Annotated in this window: 15 protein-coding genes; 3 read left to right on the top strand and 12 right to left on the bottom strand. The window is 62.2% G+C overall.

Features of this window, described 5'->3' with window-relative positions; all coding sequences use genetic code 11:
- Window positions 1–87 precede the first annotated feature (87 nt).
- The 3 genes from fliK to PFU01S_RS05215 all read left to right on the top strand — a co-directional run bounded on the left by fliK (window position 88) and on the right by PFU01S_RS05215 (window position 4,749).
- Complete coding sequence (gene fliK / locus PFU01S_RS05225) at window positions 88–1,638, top strand: flagellar hook-length control protein FliK (RefSeq protein WP_028687983.1); 1,551 nt, start codon at window positions 88–90, stop codon at window positions 1,636–1,638.
- Window positions 1,635–1,967 carry an EscU/YscU/HrcU family type III secretion system export apparatus switch protein gene (locus tag PFU01S_RS05220; RefSeq protein WP_027915968.1) on the top strand — a complete coding sequence of 111 codons (333 nt, stop codon included), beginning with the start codon at window positions 1,635–1,637 and terminating at the stop codon, window positions 1,965–1,967. The genes fliK and PFU01S_RS05220 overlap by 4 nt, the downstream gene beginning before the upstream one ends.
- Window positions 1,968–2,040: 73 nt before the next feature.
- On the top strand, window positions 2,041–4,749 hold the full coding sequence (locus PFU01S_RS05215) for a dermonecrotic toxin domain-containing protein (RefSeq protein ID WP_028687984.1): 2,709 nt from the start codon (window positions 2,041–2,043) through the stop codon (window positions 4,747–4,749).
- A 32-nt stretch (window positions 4,750–4,781) separates the two neighbouring features.
- Here the strand turns inward: PFU01S_RS05215 and PFU01S_RS05210 are convergent, their stop codons facing one another.
- From PFU01S_RS05210 to fleN, 12 genes are all read right to left on the bottom strand, one after another.
- Window positions 4,782–5,177, bottom strand: a complete 396-nt coding sequence (locus PFU01S_RS05210; RefSeq protein ID WP_023533917.1) for a DUF2802 domain-containing protein — start codon at window positions 5,175–5,177, stop codon at window positions 4,782–4,784.
- 1 nt (window position 5,178) lies between these two features.
- Complete coding sequence (locus PFU01S_RS05205) at window positions 5,179–5,658, bottom strand: chemotaxis protein CheW (RefSeq protein ID WP_003254393.1); 480 nt, start codon at window positions 5,656–5,658, stop codon at window positions 5,179–5,181.
- 4 nt (window positions 5,659–5,662) lie between these two features.
- Window positions 5,663–6,595 carry a CheW domain-containing protein gene (locus PFU01S_RS05200; protein WP_027915966.1) on the bottom strand — a complete coding sequence of 311 codons (933 nt, stop codon included), beginning with the start codon at window positions 6,593–6,595 and terminating at the stop codon, window positions 5,663–5,665.
- The gene (locus tag PFU01S_RS05195) at window positions 6,595–7,383 is read right to left on the bottom strand and encodes a ParA family protein (RefSeq protein WP_028687985.1); all 789 of its coding nucleotides are present in this window, start codon (window positions 7,381–7,383) and stop codon (window positions 6,595–6,597) included. The genes PFU01S_RS05200 and PFU01S_RS05195 overlap by 1 nt, the downstream gene beginning before the upstream one ends.
- Before the next feature lie 136 nt (window positions 7,384–7,519).
- Window positions 7,520–8,377 (bottom strand): flagellar motor protein MotD, encoded by an 858-nt coding sequence (motD, locus tag PFU01S_RS05190; protein ID WP_028687986.1) that lies wholly within the window; start codon window positions 8,375–8,377, stop codon window positions 7,520–7,522.
- 3 nt (window positions 8,378–8,380) lie between these two features.
- A complete protein-coding gene (locus PFU01S_RS05185; protein WP_027915963.1) occupies window positions 8,381–9,121 on the bottom strand; it encodes a flagellar motor protein in 741 nt (246 codons plus the stop codon).
- The gene (locus PFU01S_RS05180) at window positions 9,121–10,239 is read right to left on the bottom strand and encodes a protein-glutamate methylesterase/protein-glutamine glutaminase (protein ID WP_028687987.1); all 1,119 of its coding nucleotides are present in this window, start codon (window positions 10,237–10,239) and stop codon (window positions 9,121–9,123) included. The genes PFU01S_RS05185 and PFU01S_RS05180 overlap by 1 nt, the downstream gene beginning before the upstream one ends.
- A 47-nt stretch (window positions 10,240–10,286) precedes the next feature.
- Entirely contained in the window at window positions 10,287–12,518 is a 2,232-nt protein-coding gene (locus tag PFU01S_RS05175; protein ID WP_028687988.1) for a chemotaxis protein CheA, read from the bottom strand.
- 12 nt (window positions 12,519–12,530) lie between these two features.
- Entirely contained in the window at window positions 12,531–13,319 is a 789-nt protein-coding gene (locus PFU01S_RS05170; protein WP_023533920.1) for a protein phosphatase CheZ, read from the bottom strand.
- A 20-nt stretch (window positions 13,320–13,339) separates the two neighbouring features.
- Window positions 13,340–13,714, bottom strand: coding sequence for a chemotaxis response regulator CheY (locus PFU01S_RS05165; protein ID WP_161780420.1), 375 nt, complete (start codon window positions 13,712–13,714; stop codon window positions 13,340–13,342).
- Between the two features lie 105 nt (window positions 13,715–13,819).
- Window positions 13,820–14,560, bottom strand: a complete 741-nt coding sequence (fliA, locus tag PFU01S_RS05160; protein ID WP_023533945.1) for an RNA polymerase sigma factor FliA — start codon at window positions 14,558–14,560, stop codon at window positions 13,820–13,822.
- Window positions 14,557–15,390: a flagellar synthesis regulator FleN gene (gene fleN, locus PFU01S_RS05155; protein ID WP_023533996.1), complete on the bottom strand. Its 834-nt coding sequence runs from the start codon at window positions 15,388–15,390 to the stop codon at window positions 14,557–14,559. Before fleN ends, fliA begins: the two co-directional genes overlap by 4 nt.
- Window positions 15,391–15,466: the final 76 nt, after the last annotated feature.

Below are 15,466 nucleotides of genomic sequence, written 5' to 3'. Positions count from 1 at the left end.
CGTTACAGTGGCAACTATGGGCGGGCGGCATTATTACATGCACAGCCCTGCTGCCAAGAGGCTGAGCGCCTAAGGTTGTATACAATCATGACTGAAATCAATAGTCTCGGCCCGCAAACCGTCACTGGAGCCCAAGCGATCAAGGCTGCCATAACCGGCGAATTGCTGCGCCTCACCCAGGCTCAACCGGGTTTGCTGAGCCCTGGGGAGACGGCGCAGGCCGAGGTGGTTGCCATGCGCCAGACTGGCCAGGAGTTCCAGTTGGTGTTGCGCTTGCTGCAAGCCAACGGTCTGCAGACTCAACTGCAAGCCAGCGCCAGCCAGCCTTTGCCCCAGGGCAGCCAAGTGACCGTCAGCCAACCTGAAGCCGGGCGTCTGGCCATTTTGCTGCAGCAGGCCAGCGCTAGCCAAATCGCAACCCTCACCCGCCTGGATACTACGCAGGTACCGGTCGGTACCCTGGTGCAGGGTAAGGTCATGACCAACCAACTACTCCCTGAAGTACCGGGTCAGCCTGCAAGCTATCGCGCGCTGGTGAGCCTTCTCAATACCGCCCAAGCCGGTGCCGTGCTGGCCGTGGACAGCCCCCGGCCGTTGGCAATCGGCAGTCTGCTCAGTGCAAGCGTACAGGGCGACCAGTCGCTGCAGTTCGTCCCCCTGGCCGGCAGGCAGGATCAATTGGGCATCGCCCAGCACCTTGGCAGCCAGCAGAACCGTCAGGCGTCGCTGCCGGGCCTGCTGGCCGGTTTGCAACAGTTGGCACGCGACGCCGGGACTGACAGCGCGCTGCGCACGACCGTCGAACGATTGCTTGGCGCGCTGCCGACAGTCCAGCAACTGGGGGATGCCAAAGCCGTTGCTCAGGCGTTGCTCAACAGCGGCGCCTTTCTCGAGGCCAAGTTGATGACAGGGGCGACAGCCACGCTGGCCACTGACCTCAAGGCAAACATGCTGCAATTGATCAACCAGATCAGTGCCAGTAGCGCCCTCGGCCCACCAGCGGCGAGCGTGGCCGCGGCCATGCCCGCCCTGGTCCGAAACGCCCTGGGCATGCTGGAGCGGGTAAGCCCCAAACCCCAGCCCGGCGCGTTCCCCCTCCCCTCCAGGTTATTGCAGGCGATGGAAGAAGAAGGGGACCTGGAACAGCTGCTGCGCCTGGCAGCGGCCGCCGTCTCTCGCCTGCAAAGCCACGCCATGAGCAGCCTGCAGCAAAGCGGCACGCTGGAAAACGGCAACCTGCAGACCACTTGGCAGACCGAAGTGCCCATTCGCCATGGACAGGATTTCGTGCCCTTGCAAATCAAGCTTCAGCGCGAAGAGACACCTCAGCAGCAAGCCGATCGCGAGCGTGAGGCGCCTGAAACGCTGCAACCGTTGTGGCGTATCGAGCTGGCTTTCGATCTGCCGCCGCTCGGGCCGCTTCAAGTCCAGGCCCAGCTGACACAGGGCCGTCTGAACGGCCAGCTGTGGGCCGAGCGCGAACAGACCGCCCGCCTGATCGAAGGGCAGCTTGGCGCGCTGCGTGAGCGCCTGCTGGCCCGCGGTCTGCTGGTCGATGATCTGCACTGCTACCCCGGCAGGCCTGCACAAGGCTCACGTACCAGGGTCGAACAACGTTGGGTAGATGAAAACGCATGAGTAACCCTAACCCGCGTCAGGCCGTGGCGCTGAGCTACGACGGGCAGCAGGCGCCGACACTGAGCGCCAAAGGTGACGATGAGTTGGCAGACGCCATCCTGGCCCTGGCCCGCGAACATGAAGTGCCCATTTATGAAAACCCTGAGCTGGTTCGTTTACTGGCGCGTCTTGAACTGGGCGAACAGATCCCTGAGGCGCTGTATCTGACCATCGCCGAAGTCATCGCTTTCGCCTGGCAGCTGCGCGGCAAAGTACCACCGGGCTTCGAGGACACCCCGGCTGAGCCGAGGGACATTACCCCGGCGCACTTGCGTTTGCCTGAAGGGTAGTAGTTGGCTACGACCCAAAACTGCAGGCGCATCGACACTGTATCGGCTCTATCCACTACATGAGTCGATAACCATGGCTACTACCTTCGTCAACTCAGTCGGCCAACGGTACGTGCGTAATCACCTGCGCAACATACCGCGCCCAGATCGCCAGGCCGCCGCTGCTATACGCGAGTGGGCTCAGCGGCAAGGCCATGACCTGGATCCGGATCAGACGGATGTCGTCACCTTGCACTACCGGGGCGATGAGGCCGTCGTGATGCAACGGCTTTCGCTGACCCAGGCGGTGCTGTCGAACTGGCAGGGGGAAACCTGCAAGAATCTGTTGGGGCAGCTGCTTCCTGGCGAGTGGGCAGGTCACATGCCATCGCGCCCGTTCAAAATCGTCAACCGCCTGCCCGAGAATAGCGTGCTGGACAACAGGCCTGCCTATTCGGTCTTCAATGGGCTGTTCCGCAGAACCCAACCCGCACGCTACGACAGCTCGACCCACCTGCCCATCGACGTCGAAGCCATGCAGCACGCCATCTGGGAGCTGGATTTTCACACCCGTTTCGTCGCCATGCTCGACGATTACTGGCACAACGCCCGTGACAGCCACCAGCAATGCCTGCAAATCGGCTTCGTAGCGGCTTGCAACAAGCAAGTGCAAGAGGGCTCGCTCAGCGACACGGCGCGCCAGATGCTCTGGGAAGCAGCAGGCCTGGCGCCTCGCGCTACCAGTCTCAGAATCCGGGCGCTCAATGTCTATGGCTACACAGCCACCGACCTGATCGCAATCGCTGACCAGCACAGGCGCGGGGTGGTGCTGTACCTTCCAGGTAATGCCTCGCCTTTCCATGAGTTCGCAAGCCTGGACAGCATGAAAGACTGGTTTGGTGACCAGTGCCGCGTTGCAGAGAAGCGTGAGGCACTGCGCCGATATTTCCGGCTAGCCGATACGCCAGACGGGCTGGACTTCAGCGGCTTGGATACGGCGCTCGAGGGGTTAGGCGCCTATCCTGCCGTTTATCATCGATCGCCCAATCGTTCCGGTTTCACAACCGATGGTCAGTGGCCGCCGCGGCAATACGTCTACTACAAGACCAAACAGTACAGCCCGTCGATCAAGGATGACTTGTTTGCCGTGCTTACTGAGCGTCAGCGCGTGCGCAGTTACGCCGATGCGGACTTCATCATCACCAGTGACCAAGCCGTGACCAAGGCAAAATGGCGAGGCTATGTGCTCGCCTCGATCAATTTACTGGCACCACTGGCGATCGTGATTCCTGCCCTGGCACCTATGCTTGCGTTGGCAGGCGCCGCTCAGTTTGGCTTGGGCCTGGATCAGGCCATCAATGGCAAGACACTGGAGGACAAAGCGCAGGGCGTCAGCGACACGGTTTACGGACTGTTCAACGCCCTCCCCCTGGTTGGCGAGGCCACGACGCGCGCAACAGAAGTGTTCTGCGCACAACGCTCGCGCTTCTTCACGCCCATCCGTTTGAACGACCAATTGGGCTACCCGCTGAGCCCGATAAACCCACCGCATTTTTCCGAGCCGGAGATCGGTGATTTCTTCGGCGATGCGCTGCAGCCCGTGCCGGCTGACGATAGCCCGGTCGCGCGCTCCATCATCCGAATACCTGTCAGTGAGCAGGGACCCGCGCAGCTGCAAGGGGAAATCGGCGGTTACAACGCAAACGTGCTGTACGACAGTGAACACGATGCTTTCATCGTCGATGATGCAGTCAACGATGTGGACCCAACCTATTACCAGGTGACCCCGGGCCGTCGTGGCCTTACCCCAGTGGATATCACGACGCGCCCGGTTACCGACGAAATGCGCTCGGCAACGCTCAGGGGCCTTGGTATTGATCTGCCATTACCGCTCGATATCCCTGCCGTCGACCACTCGGCGGCTCAGCCTATTCCCAAAACCATTTCCAGCCTATGGGTAGGCAACAAGATCATCGCGCCTGAGCTTGTAGACAACTTGGCCGCCAACGCAGAGCGCCTGAGCAACAGCAATTACACTTACCGCCTGTACTTGTCCAAGGCAGAACCCCAGGCCTTTGAAGCCAATCGGCAACTGCTCAATGAACGCGCGCCCAGGCTTGAAGTGCTGCCTTTGGAGGAGCAGCCGTTCTATGCGCACTTCACTGAAAGCGTGAATTTCGAGCAATACCAGCATGCCACCAGCGATCCTGGGGCCAATTACGCTTCGGCATCGGACATCTTGCGCTATTCAATGCTCGACAGTTTGGGGGGCATCTACATGGATGTCGACGATTCGCTGCTACCCCATCCCGAGGCACCGCAGGACCCTACTCGCGCTGCTATTGAAACCGTCGAACTGGCCACGACACAGGACGGTTTCATCCTGGGTGACCCTACAAACAACGATACGCTCGGCATGCACTGCCACTACAACACCAACATGATTGGCACTCATCCTTCAAACCCCAACCTGCAGGCGATCAGCGATCTCATGCGCGAACGCTACCAGGCCATGCCAGACTTTTATCAGCACAGGCCCATCACCGGCACTGCTGGTTTCAAGGCGTATGCCAGACGCCTGAATCACTTGACGGGCCCCGCAGTGCTCAATGATGTGATCGATCAGCACTTACCCCGGCTCTACCGCTTGCGCCAACTCACCAACCTGCACACATTGCCACAGACCAAACCGCTGTTTCTGACCATTGGCAAGACGCAGGCGGTAAAGGCGGCGATTACCCACGACTTGGCACTGGGCAATGTTGCACAAGTGGGCAACTACCATTCGTGGGGCAAACCTTGAAACGCACAGGGCGACTTGCGCCGCCCTGATGTTCAGTCGTTGCGATGCAGCTTGCTCATCAGCTCGGCCTCGGCCTGGGTCAGGCCGCAGGTTTCGGTGAGTTCCGACACGCTAGCGCCCATGCCGACCAGCCGTGCAGCCTGGGTGAAGGTGACGCTGCTCGGGTCACGCTGCTCCAGCCGTTCCAGCCGGTCGGGCAGCGTGGCCACCGCACCGCGCAGCTCATGGATGGCGTCGCCCATGCGCACGGTGACGTTCTGGTAGTCATCGAGCCGCTTGCCGAGGTCCTTGATACGCTGGTCGCGCAAGGCATCGCCAATGGCCTGCTGCGCAGCCAGCTCGCGCTGACGCTTGGTGTAGTTCAGGAAGAACCACAGGCTCAAGGCCCACAGCAGGGCCAGTAAGATGACGCCGACCTCGAAAATCAAGTCAGATGTTCTCCAGTTCCGACCACTCTTCCTCGGTCATCATCTTGTCCAGCTCGACCAGAATCAGTAATTCGCCATTCTTGTTGCACACGCCCTGGATGAACTTGGCCGATTCTTCGTTGCCGACGTTGGGCGCGGTTTCGATCTCGGACTGGCGCAGGTACACCACCTCGGCGACGCTATCGACCAGAATGCCGACCACTTGCTTGTCAGCTTCGATGATGACGATGCGGGTGTTGTCGGTGACCTCGGTTGGCATCAGCCCGAAGCGCTGGCGCGTGTCGATCACGGTCACCACGTTGCCGCGCAGGTTGATGATACCCAGCACATAGCTGGGCGCACCCGGTACCGGGGCGATTTCCGTGTAGCGCAGCACTTCTTGTACCTGCATCACGTTGATGCCGTAGGACTCGTTGTCCAGACGGAAGGTAACCCACTGCAGGATCGGATCTTCAGAACCTTGTGCGGACGACTTTTTCATTCCCCTACCCCTTGAAATCCGCCTTTGGCGGTGTGTTCGGTGTGATGTGCTGTTTGGCGTGCAACTGCTTGACGGCGCCGCTGGCGATCAACTCGGCCAGCTCCGCCACGTCCAGCAGTGCACACATGTGTTCAATGACCGTGCCGGCCAGCCACGGCCGCTGGCCCCGCTGGCTACGCCACTTGATCTCGGACGGGTCCAGGCGCAGCGAGCGGCTGACCTGATGCACAGCCAGCCCCCACTCGTAGCCCTGGACAGAAATGACGTATTGCAGGCCCTGGCGGAAATCATCGCGGTAGCGGTCAGGCATGACCCAGCGCGCGGTGTCGAGCACCTTGAGGTTGCCAGCCTGGCAGGTGAGGATGCCCAGGAACCACTCGGGCTGCCCGAACAGCGGCGTCAGCTCGCGGTCGGCCAAGGTGTAGATCGAGCCCAGGCACACCAGCGGCACGGCCAAGGTCAGGCCGGCCACATCGAACAGCAGGCACTCGAACGGCTCGGCAGCCCAGGCCGGGCGCCCATCGACGGTGGCCGGCGGTACGGGCACATCCGGTGCAGGCAGGTGGACGTCCACCAGGGGCATTGCCGGCTCCACAGCCGGGGTATCAGTCAAGACCGGGATGCTGGCCTCGGCCACCACTGCCTGTTCCACCACCGCCACCACGGGCGGCTGCACAGGTATGACGCTAGGCAACACCGCAAGCCTGGGCTCGGCGAACGGCCGCTCAGGTGCGGGCGGCGCCGGTTGTGCCTGCGTGGCCTGGCCAGGCTGACGCGCATCGCGGGCCTGCTCCTGGCGCACCGCCAGGGCGAAGTCATCAGCCGCGCCTGGCGGTGGCGGCGTCTCCAAGGGCTCGGTGGCTTCCTGGAGCAGACCGTCAAGATAGGACTGCAGGGCCAACTGGGGCTTGCTGCTCACTTGCCGTGTTTGTGTCATCAGGCCACCTGCGCCGCGGGCTTGTAGGTCAACAAGTGCTTGAGCAGCGCCCGATAGGCCACCAGCCCTCGGCTCTTGTTGTCGAATTGCGACGGCGTGACGCCCTTGCGGCTGGCATCGCGCAGCCGCGTGTCCACGGGAATGTAGCCCTGCCATACCTGTTCGCCGTAGGCATCGCGCAGCAACTTGAGCGTTCCCAGGGACGCCTGGGTACGTCGGTCGAACAACGTCGGCACGATCTGGTAAGGCAGCGCCTGGCGCCGGGAGCGGTTGATCATGGCAAGGGTGCCGACCATGCGCTCAAGTCCCTTGACGGCCAGGAACTCGGTCTGCACCGGGATGACCAGTTGCTGGCTGGCCGCCAGCGCATTGACCATCAACACCCCTAGCAAAGGGGGGCTGTCGATCAATGCGAAGTCGAAGTCTTGCCACAACTGCGCCAGACTCTTGGCGATGACCAGCCCCAAACCGTTCTGACCAGGCGATTGACGCTCCAGCACAGCAAGGGCAGTGCTAGAGGGAAGCAATGAAATGCGCTCGTCACTGGTTGGCAACAGCAACTGCCCCGGCAGCCCGTCCGGAACGCTGCCCTTGTGCAGGAACAGGTCGTAGCAGCTGTGCTCCAGCGCATCGGGATTATGCCCGAAATAGCTGGTCATCGACCCATGCGGATCAAGATCGACGACGATTACACGCTTGCCGGCGTCGGCCAGAAGGCCAGCCAGGGCGATGGTGGTGGTGGTCTTGCCGACGCCACCTTTTTGATTGGCTACTGCCCAGACTCTCATCAGGCAAACTCTGTCCGTGGGTGAGGCAGGGCGCGTGGTGTGCCCGCTGCCTTGCTGGAAAATGAAAGGCGTGGATGGCTGTCGGTCAGGCGCCGTGCATGGACATCCGCCAATGGGGCGACAGAGAATTGACGAGTCACTGGCCTGCCACCGCTGCTGAGCTTGCCGGTGCACTTTGTGTGCCAGCCCGGCGCAGTGCAGCATCAGGCGTGGCATTGGCAGCACCGGTACTGGTCAGGCTGCGGCGCACCTCAAGGTTGCGGGATATCACCAGTACCACGCGCCGGTTACGGGCCCGGCCCTCGGGGGTATCATTGCCCGTCACGGGCTGATACTCGCCGTAGCCCACCGAGGCCATACGCCCAGGGTTCACGCCGCCCATGGCCAACAGCCTGACGATACTGGCGGCACGGGCCGAGGAAAGCTCCCAATTGGTCGGGTATTGCGCCGTACGGATAGGCTGGTTATCGGTGAAGCCTTCGACGTGAACCGGGTTGGCGAAAGGCTTGAGAATGGCCGCCACCTTGTCGATGATGGCGAATGCATTGTCACTGGGCATGGCATCGCCACTGCCGAACAGCAACGAGGAATTGAGCTCGATCTCGATCCACAGCTCGTTACCCCGGATCGTCATCTGATCACCCTTGATGAGGTCACCAAAGGCGTCGCGCACTTCATCGGCGATGGTCTTGAGCGGGTCGTTGCTGGCGGCCGTCAGGCCAGCGTCGGACTGCTCGCTGTCCTTGACCAAGGGCTGGGCAGGTCGCACGGTCAGCGGGCGCTCATCCCCGATGGGAATGGGCCTCATGCTGCGCTCAGGGTCGTTGAACACGCCCAGCAAGGCTTGGGACACCACCTTGTACTTGCCCTCGTTGACCGAGGAAATCGAATACATCACCACGAAAAAGGCGAACAGCAAGGTGATGAAGTCGGCGTAGGATACCAGCCAGCGTTCGTGGTTTTCCGGCTCCTCGGCATGACGGCGACGACGCATGGGCTACTCCATGAAGCCTTGCAGCTTCAGCTCGATCGAGCGCGGGTTCTCGCCTTCGGCAATGGACAGCAGGCCTTCGAGGAGCATTTCCCGGTAACGCGACTGGCGCAGCACCAGCGCCTTGAGCTTGTTGGCGATGGGTAACAGGATCAGGTTGGCGCTGGCGACCCCGTAGATGGTCGCCACGAAGGCAACGGCGATGCCGTTGCCCAGTTGCGCCGGGTCGGCCAGGTTGCCCATGACGTGAATCAGCCCCATCACCGCGCCGATGATTCCGATGGTCGGAGCGTACCCGCCCATGCTCTCGAAGACTTTGGCAGCCTGCAGGTCACGGCCCTCCTGGGTCAGGAAATCCACTTCGAGGATGCTGCGAATGGCTTCGGGCTCGGCGCCGTCGACCAGCAACTGCAAGCCCTTGCGCGCGTAAGGGTCAGGCTCGCCATCGGCTACCCCTTCCAGCCCGAGCAGGCCTTCCTTGCGCGCCGTGAGGCTCCAGTTCACCACGCGATCGACCCCACCCGGCAGATCGACGCGCGGTGGAAACAGGATCCAGCGCAGGATCTGCAAGGCCCGCTTGAACGAGGAGAGCGGCGATTGCAGCAAGGCTGCCGCCAGGGTACCGCCCAATACGATCAGCGCTGCCGGCCCATTGATCAGGGCGCCCACATGGCCGCCTTCGAGGAAGTTACCGCCCACGATGGCGACAAAAGCCAGGATCAGGCCGATCAGGCTGAGCACGTCCATCAGACGCACGCCTCCACCAGGTGCCGGCCAATATCGTCGAGGCTGTACACCGCATCGGCCAGGTTGGCCTTGACGATCGCCATGGGCATGCCATAAATCACGCAGCTGGCTTCATCCTGTGCCCACACCGTGCTGCCACCCTGCTTGAGCAGGCGCGCCCCTTCCCGACCGTCCGCGCCCATGCCCGTCAGTACCACGGACAACACCTTGTCGCCATAGGACTTGGCTGCCGAGCCAAAGGTAATGTCCACGCAGGGCTTGTAGTTGAGCCGCTCGTCACCGGGCAGAATCTTCACGGTTCCACGGCCATCGATCATCATCTGTTTGCCACCGGGGGCCAACAGCGCCAGCCCGGGGCGCAGAATGTCGCCATCTTCGGCTTCCTTGACGCTGATCCGGCACAGCTTGTCCAGGCGCTCTGCAAAGGCCTTGGTGAAGGCTGCCGGCATGTGCTGGATGAGCACGATCGGCGCCGGGAAATTGCCTGGCAATTGCGTGAGCACGCGCTGCAAGGCCACCGGTCCCCCGGTCGAGGTGCCGATGGCAACGAGCTTGTAAGGCTTGCGCTTGGGCGCAGGCGAATGGGCAGCCGCCGGCCTGACGGGGGCAGCGGTGCTGCGCACCGGTGCCGACGCTGCAGCGCTGGTGGCTGTTGTGGGCGTCGGCGCGGGGGCGGCAGCGGGCGCGACCGCCGGGCGGGCGTAACTGGCCATGCGGCGATTGCTTCGCGACAGGGTATGCACCTTCTCGCACAGCATCTGCTTGACCTTCTCGGGGTTGCGCGAGATGTCTTCGAAATTCTTCGGCAGGTAGTCCACCGCCCCGGCATCGAGCGCATCGAGCGTGACCCGAGCGCCTTCATGGGTGAGCGATGAGAACATCAGCACAGGTGTCGGGCACCTTTGCATGATGTGCCGCACCGCCGTGATGCCATCCATCATGGGCATCTCGTAGTCCATGGTGATCACATCGGGCTTGAGCGCAAGCGCCTGGTCGATCGCTTCCTTGCCGTTGGTTGCAGTGCCCACTACCTGGATCGTCGAGTCCCCCGAGAGGATTTCCGAGACGCGGCGGCGGAAGAAACCGGAATCATCCACCACCAGGACCTTGACTGCCATAAACACTCCGTTAGGCGGCGCCCCCGGCCAAGGGGGCGCCACCGAGATCAAATACGCCGCGCGGCGTAACGCTTGAGCATGCTCGGGACGTCGAGAATCAGCGCAATGCGACCGTCGCCGGTGATGGTGGCCCCGGACATCCCCGGGGTGCCTTGCAACATCTTGCCCAGAGGCTTGATTACCACTTCTTCCTGGCCCACCAGTTGATCGACGACAAAGCCGATGCGCTGGGTGCCGACCGACAGGATCACCACGTGACCTTCGTGTTGTTCTTCATGCACCTGGCCCTGGACCAGCCAGCGCTTGAGGTAGAACAGCGGTAACGCCTTGTCCCGCACGATCACCACTTCCTGGCCATCGACCACGTTGGTGCGCGACAGGTCCAGGTGGAAGATCTCGTTGACGTTGACCAGAGGGAAGGCGAACGCCTGGTTGCCCAGCATCACCATCAGGGTGGGCATGATCGCCAGGGTCAACGGGACCTTGATGACGATCTTCGAGCCCTGCCCCTTGGCCGAGTAGATGTTGATCGAGCCGTTGAGCTGGGAGATCTTGGTCTTGACCACGTCCATGCCCACGCCCCGCCCGGAGACGTCGGAAATCTCGGTCTTGGTGGAAAAGCCCGGGGCGAAGATCAGGTTGTAGCAGTCCGACTCACTCAGGCGGTCGGCGGCGTCCTTGTCCATCAGGCCCTTTTCCACGGCCTTGGCACGCAGTACGTTCGGGTCCATGCCTTTGCCGTCGTCGGAAATCGACAGCAGGATATGGTCGCCTTCCTGCTCGGCAGACAATACGACGCGCCCCGTGCGCGCCTTGCCCGCGGCCTCGCGCTCATCGGGCATTTCCACCCCATGGTCCACGGCGTTGCGCACCAAGTGCACCAGCGGGTCGGCCAGCGCCTCGACCAGGTTCTTGTCCAGGTCGGTTTCTTCGCCCACCAGTTCAAGGTTGATCTCTTTCTTCAACTGCCGCGCCAGGTCACGCACCAGGCGCGGGAAGCGGCCGAACACTTTCTTGATCGGCTGCATGCGCGTCTTCATCACCGCCGTCTGCAAGTCGGCGGTGACCACGTCGAGGTTCGACACGGCCTTGGACATGGCTTCATCGCCGCTGTTCAGGCCCAGGCGTACCAGACGGTTACGCACCAGCACCAGTTCGCCGACCATGTTCATGATCTCGTCCAGGCGCGCGGTATCGACCCTGACGGTCGTTTCCGCTTCGCTGACCGCGTGCTTGTCGGCACTCGCCGCTGGCGCCCGCGGGGCCGCGGCAGGCTTGGGCGCTGCAACCGGTGCCGCCGCGCCAGCAGGACGGGCGACCGCCGGCGCCTCGGCCCTGGCTGGGGCTGCGGCCTGAACACTGGCAGGTGCATCGACGGCAGCCACGTCGCCATTGAACTTGCCCTTGCCATGCAGCTGGTCCAGCAACGCCTCGAACTCGTGCTCACTGATGTCGTCGCCAGTGATGGCAGATGTTTGTTCGACAGGCGCCGCCGCCTTGGCTGCGGGCAAGGCATCGGCCTGGAACGTGCCTTTACCATGCAACTGATCCAGCAGCGACTCGAACTCGGCGTCGGTAATTTCATCGCTGGCCGGCTCGGCAGCGGCAGCCACCGGCTGGGCCGTCACTTCGGCACTGAACTGGCCCTTGCCATGCAACTGGTCGAGCAGCGACTCGAATTCGGCATCGGTGATGTCGTCACCCTGGCCGCTGACCGGCTCGGCAGGCATCTGCTCGGCCGCCGCCTGGGCTTTGACTGCGTCGAGCGAATCGAGCAGTTGCTCGAATTCGCTGTCGGTGATGTCAGCTTCGGTAGCTTGCGCAGCCTGCTGCACGGGTGCAGGTTCAACCGGCACGGGCACAGCCGGTGCCGGGGCCGCTTCGGCGCTGCCGGGCTCTGCCAGACGCGCCAGGGCTGCCAGCAGTTCGGGCGTGGCCGGTGTGACCTCGCTGCGCTCACGCACCTGGGCGAACATGCCGTTGACGGCATCCAGTGCTTCGAGCACCACATCCATCAGTTCTGCATCGACCCGGCGCTCACCTTTGCGCAGCACGTCGAACACGTTCTCGGCGATATGGCAGCACTCCACCAGCTCATTGAGCTGGAGGAAGCCGGCGCCCCCTTTTACAGTGTGGAAACCGCGAAAAATTGCATTGAGCAAGTCGGCATCGTCAGGGCGGCTTTCAAGCTCGACCAGCTGCTCGGACAATTGCTCAAGTATTTCACCGGCTTCTACCAGGAAATCCTGAAGGATTTCTTCATCGGCGCCGAAGCTCATCAAAGGTGCTCCTTAAAAACCCAGGCTGGATAGCAGATCATCGACATCGTCCTGACCGGACACGACGTCTTCACGCTTATCGGCATGAATCTGCGGACCTTCACCCCGAGTCGGATGTTTTTCTCGATCTTTTTCTGCCCGCAACTGATCCTGGTCATGCTGGATGCCTGCAAAGCGGTCGACCTGGCTGGCCATCATCACCAGTTTCAGCAGGTTGCTTTCCACTTCGGTCACCAACGCCGTGACGCGCTTGATCACCTGCCCGGTCAGGTCCTGGTAATCCTGGGCCAGCAGGATGTCGTTGAGATGGCCAGCCACCTTGCGGTTACCTTCGGCGCTGTGCGCCAAGAAACCGTCGACGCGCTTGGCCAGGTCGCGAAACTCCGTGGCGTTCACTTCCCGGCGCATGAAGCGCTGCCAATCGGCACTCAGCGCTTTGGCTTCGCTGGCCAGGTCGTTGAGCACCGGCGTGCTTTCCTCGACCAGGTCCATGGTGCGGTTTGCCGCCCCTTCGGTGAGCTTGACCACATAGGACAGGCGTTCGGTGGCGTCGGTAATCTGCGACACCTCTTCGGCCTGGGGTATGGTCGGGTCGATCTGGAAACTGACGATGGCGCTGTGCAGTTCGCGGGTCAGCTTGCCCACTTCCTGGTACAGCCCCCGATCGCGGGTCTGGTTCAACTCGTGAATGAGTTGCACCGCCTCGCCGAACCGTCCGCGCTCCAGGCTTTCGACCAACTCCTGGGCATGCTTTTTGAGGGTCGATTCGAACTCGCCCAATGACGTGTGTGATGAACTCATGGCGCGCCCCCTGACGTGACTCAGCCGTTGACGCGTTCGAAGATCTTCTCGATCTTTTCTTTGAGCACCTGGGCGGTGAACGGCTTGACCACATAGCCATTCACGCCTGCCTGGGCGGCCTCGATGATCTGGTCGCGCTTGGCTTCCGCGGTCACCATCAACACCGGCAAGCTCTTGAGCTTGTCGCTGGCGCGCACTTTGCGCAGCAGGTCGATACCGGACATGCCCGGCATGTTCCAGTCGGTTACCAGAAAATCGTAATGGCCATTTTCGAGCATGGGCAGCGCCGTCATGCCGTCATCGGCTTCGCTGGTGTTGGTGAAGCCCAGGTCACGCAGCAGGTTCTTGATGATGCGCCGCATCGTCGAAAAGTCGTCGACGATGAGGATTTTCATGTTTTTGTCCAATTAGACCTCCAAGCAGTCTCAAACGCGCTCGGCCCCGAGCGCGCACTCAATCGATTCGGTACAACGTGGAAAACGGCAACGACGGCGGCGGGCTCAACGGGCCCGCCATTCCCCCAGGCGGCTGCGCAGGCGCGCGGCGCATTGGCTGTGCAACTGGCTGACCCGCGACTCGCTGACCCCCAAGACCTCACCGATCTCCTTCAGGTTCAGTTCCTCGTCGTAGTACAGCGCCAGCACCAGGCGCTCACGCTCCGGCAGGTTGGCGATGGCCTCGGTCAACGCGACCTGGAACCGCTCTTCCTCCAACCCACGGGCAGGCTCGGCCTGGCCGCTAACGCCGTCCTCATGCAAGCCTTCGTGCTCGCCGTCCTGCAACAGGTCGTCGAAGCTGAACAGGCGGCTGCCCAGTGTGTCGTTGAGAATCCCGTAATAATCATCGAGGCTCAACTTGAGTTCGGCAGCAACTTCATGATCTTTAGCGTCGCGGCCGGTTTTGGCTTCTACCGCGCGCATGGCGTCGCTGACCATGCGGGTGTTGCGGTGCACCGAACGCGGCGCCCAGTCGCCTTTGCGCACCTCGTCGAGCATGGCGCCGCGAATGCGGATGCCGGCATAGGTCTCGAAGCTGGCGCCCTTGCTGGCGTCATACTTGTTGGCGACCTCGAGCAGACCGATCATGCCCGCCTGGATCAGGTCCTCGACCTGCACGTTGGCAGGCAGTCGCGCAAGCAGGTGATAGGCGATGCGCTTGACCAGCGGGGCATAGCGCTCGATCAGCTCATATTGCGCGTCCTTCGAGGCGCGGCTGTACATCTTGAAGCCGCTGGCGCTCATGACATCGAACCTGCACTGGTCGGCTGCACCAGGCGTTCGACGAAGAACTCCAGGTGGCCACGGGGGTTGGCAGGCAGCGGCCAGCTGTCGACCTTCTGCGCAATGGCCTTGAAGGCCAAGGCGCATTTGGAGCGCGGGAACGCCTCGTACACGGCACGCTGTTTCTGCACCGCCTTGCGCACGCATTCGTCGTAAGGCACGGCGCCCACGTACTGAAGCGCCACATCCAGGAAGCGGTCGGTGACCTTGGTCAGCTTGGCAAACAGGTTGCGCCCTTCCTGGGGGCTCTGGGCCATATTGGCCAGCACCCGGAAGCGATTCATGCCGTAATCGCGGTTGAGCAGCTTGATCAGCGCGTAGGCATCGGTGATCGAGGTCGGCTCATCGCACACCACCAGCAGCACTTCCTGAGCCGCGCGCACGAAGCTGACCACCGAATCGCCGATGCCGGCCGCAGTATCAATCACCAGCACATCGAGGTTGTCGCCGACTTCGCTGAACGCCTGGATCAGACCCGCATGCTGGGCAGGCGCAAGGTGCACCATGCTCTGGGTGCCCGAAGCGGCCGGGACGATGCGCACACCGCCCGGGCCCTGCAGCATCACATCGCGCAGTTCGCAACGCCCCTCGATGACATCGGCCAGCGTGCGCTTGGGCGCAAGGCCCAGCAACACATCGACATTGGCCAGGCCCAGGTCGGCGTCGAGCAGCATGACCCTGCGGCCCAGCTCGGCCAACGCCAGAGACAGGTTCACTGAAACATTTGTCTTGCCGACGCCACCTTTGCCACCGGTCACGGCGATCACCTGTACGGGATGCATGCTACCCATGTCTGTTCTTTACCTTGTCTCGCTGGGACTCATGCCACACGAAGGGCAATGCTGCGTACCCCTTGGCATAGCTACC

Source organism: Pseudomonas fulva NBRC 16637 = DSM 17717, assembly GCF_000730565.1.
GTDB lineage: Bacteria > Pseudomonadota > Gammaproteobacteria > Pseudomonadales > Pseudomonadaceae > Aquipseudomonas > Aquipseudomonas fulva.
This window is presented reverse-complemented; position numbering and strand designations above follow the sequence as displayed.

Coding starts and splice junctions, on each gene's coding strand:
- PFU01S_RS05180 (WP_028687987.1), bottom strand. CDS start 10,239: ATGGCAGTCAAGGTCCTGGTGGTGGATGATTCCGGTTTCTTCCGCCGC.
- PFU01S_RS05175 (WP_028687988.1), bottom strand. CDS start 12,518: ATGAGCTTCGGCGCCGATGAAGAAATCCTTCAGGATTTCCTGGTAGAA.
- PFU01S_RS05200 (WP_027915966.1), bottom strand. CDS start 6,595: ATGACACAAACACGGCAAGTGAGCAGCAAGCCCCAGTTGGCCCTGCAG.
- PFU01S_RS05165 (WP_161780420.1), bottom strand. CDS start 13,714: ATGAAAATCCTCATCGTCGACGACTTTTCGACGATGCGGCGCATCATC.
- fliA (WP_023533945.1), bottom strand. CDS start 14,560: ATGAGCGCCAGCGGCTTCAAGATGTACAGCCGCGCCTCGAAGGACGCG.
- PFU01S_RS05205 (WP_003254393.1), bottom strand. CDS start 5,658: ATGAAAAAGTCGTCCGCACAAGGTTCTGAAGATCCGATCCTGCAGTGG.
- fleN (WP_023533996.1), bottom strand. CDS start 15,390: ATGGGTAGCATGCATCCCGTACAGGTGATCGCCGTGACCGGTGGCAAA.
- motD (WP_028687986.1), bottom strand. CDS start 8,377: ATGCGTCGTCGCCGTCATGCCGAGGAGCCGGAAAACCACGAACGCTGG.
- PFU01S_RS05220 (WP_027915968.1), top strand. CDS start 1,635: ATGAGTAACCCTAACCCGCGTCAGGCCGTGGCGCTGAGCTACGACGGG.
- PFU01S_RS05185 (WP_027915963.1), bottom strand. CDS start 9,121: ATGGACGTGCTCAGCCTGATCGGCCTGATCCTGGCTTTTGTCGCCATC.
- fliK (WP_028687983.1), top strand. CDS start 88: ATGACTGAAATCAATAGTCTCGGCCCGCAAACCGTCACTGGAGCCCAA.
- PFU01S_RS05195 (WP_028687985.1), bottom strand. CDS start 7,383: ATGAGAGTCTGGGCAGTAGCCAATCAAAAAGGTGGCGTCGGCAAGACC.
- PFU01S_RS05170 (WP_023533920.1), bottom strand. CDS start 13,319: ATGAGTTCATCACACACGTCATTGGGCGAGTTCGAATCGACCCTCAAA.
- PFU01S_RS05215 (WP_028687984.1), top strand. CDS start 2,041: ATGGCTACTACCTTCGTCAACTCAGTCGGCCAACGGTACGTGCGTAAT.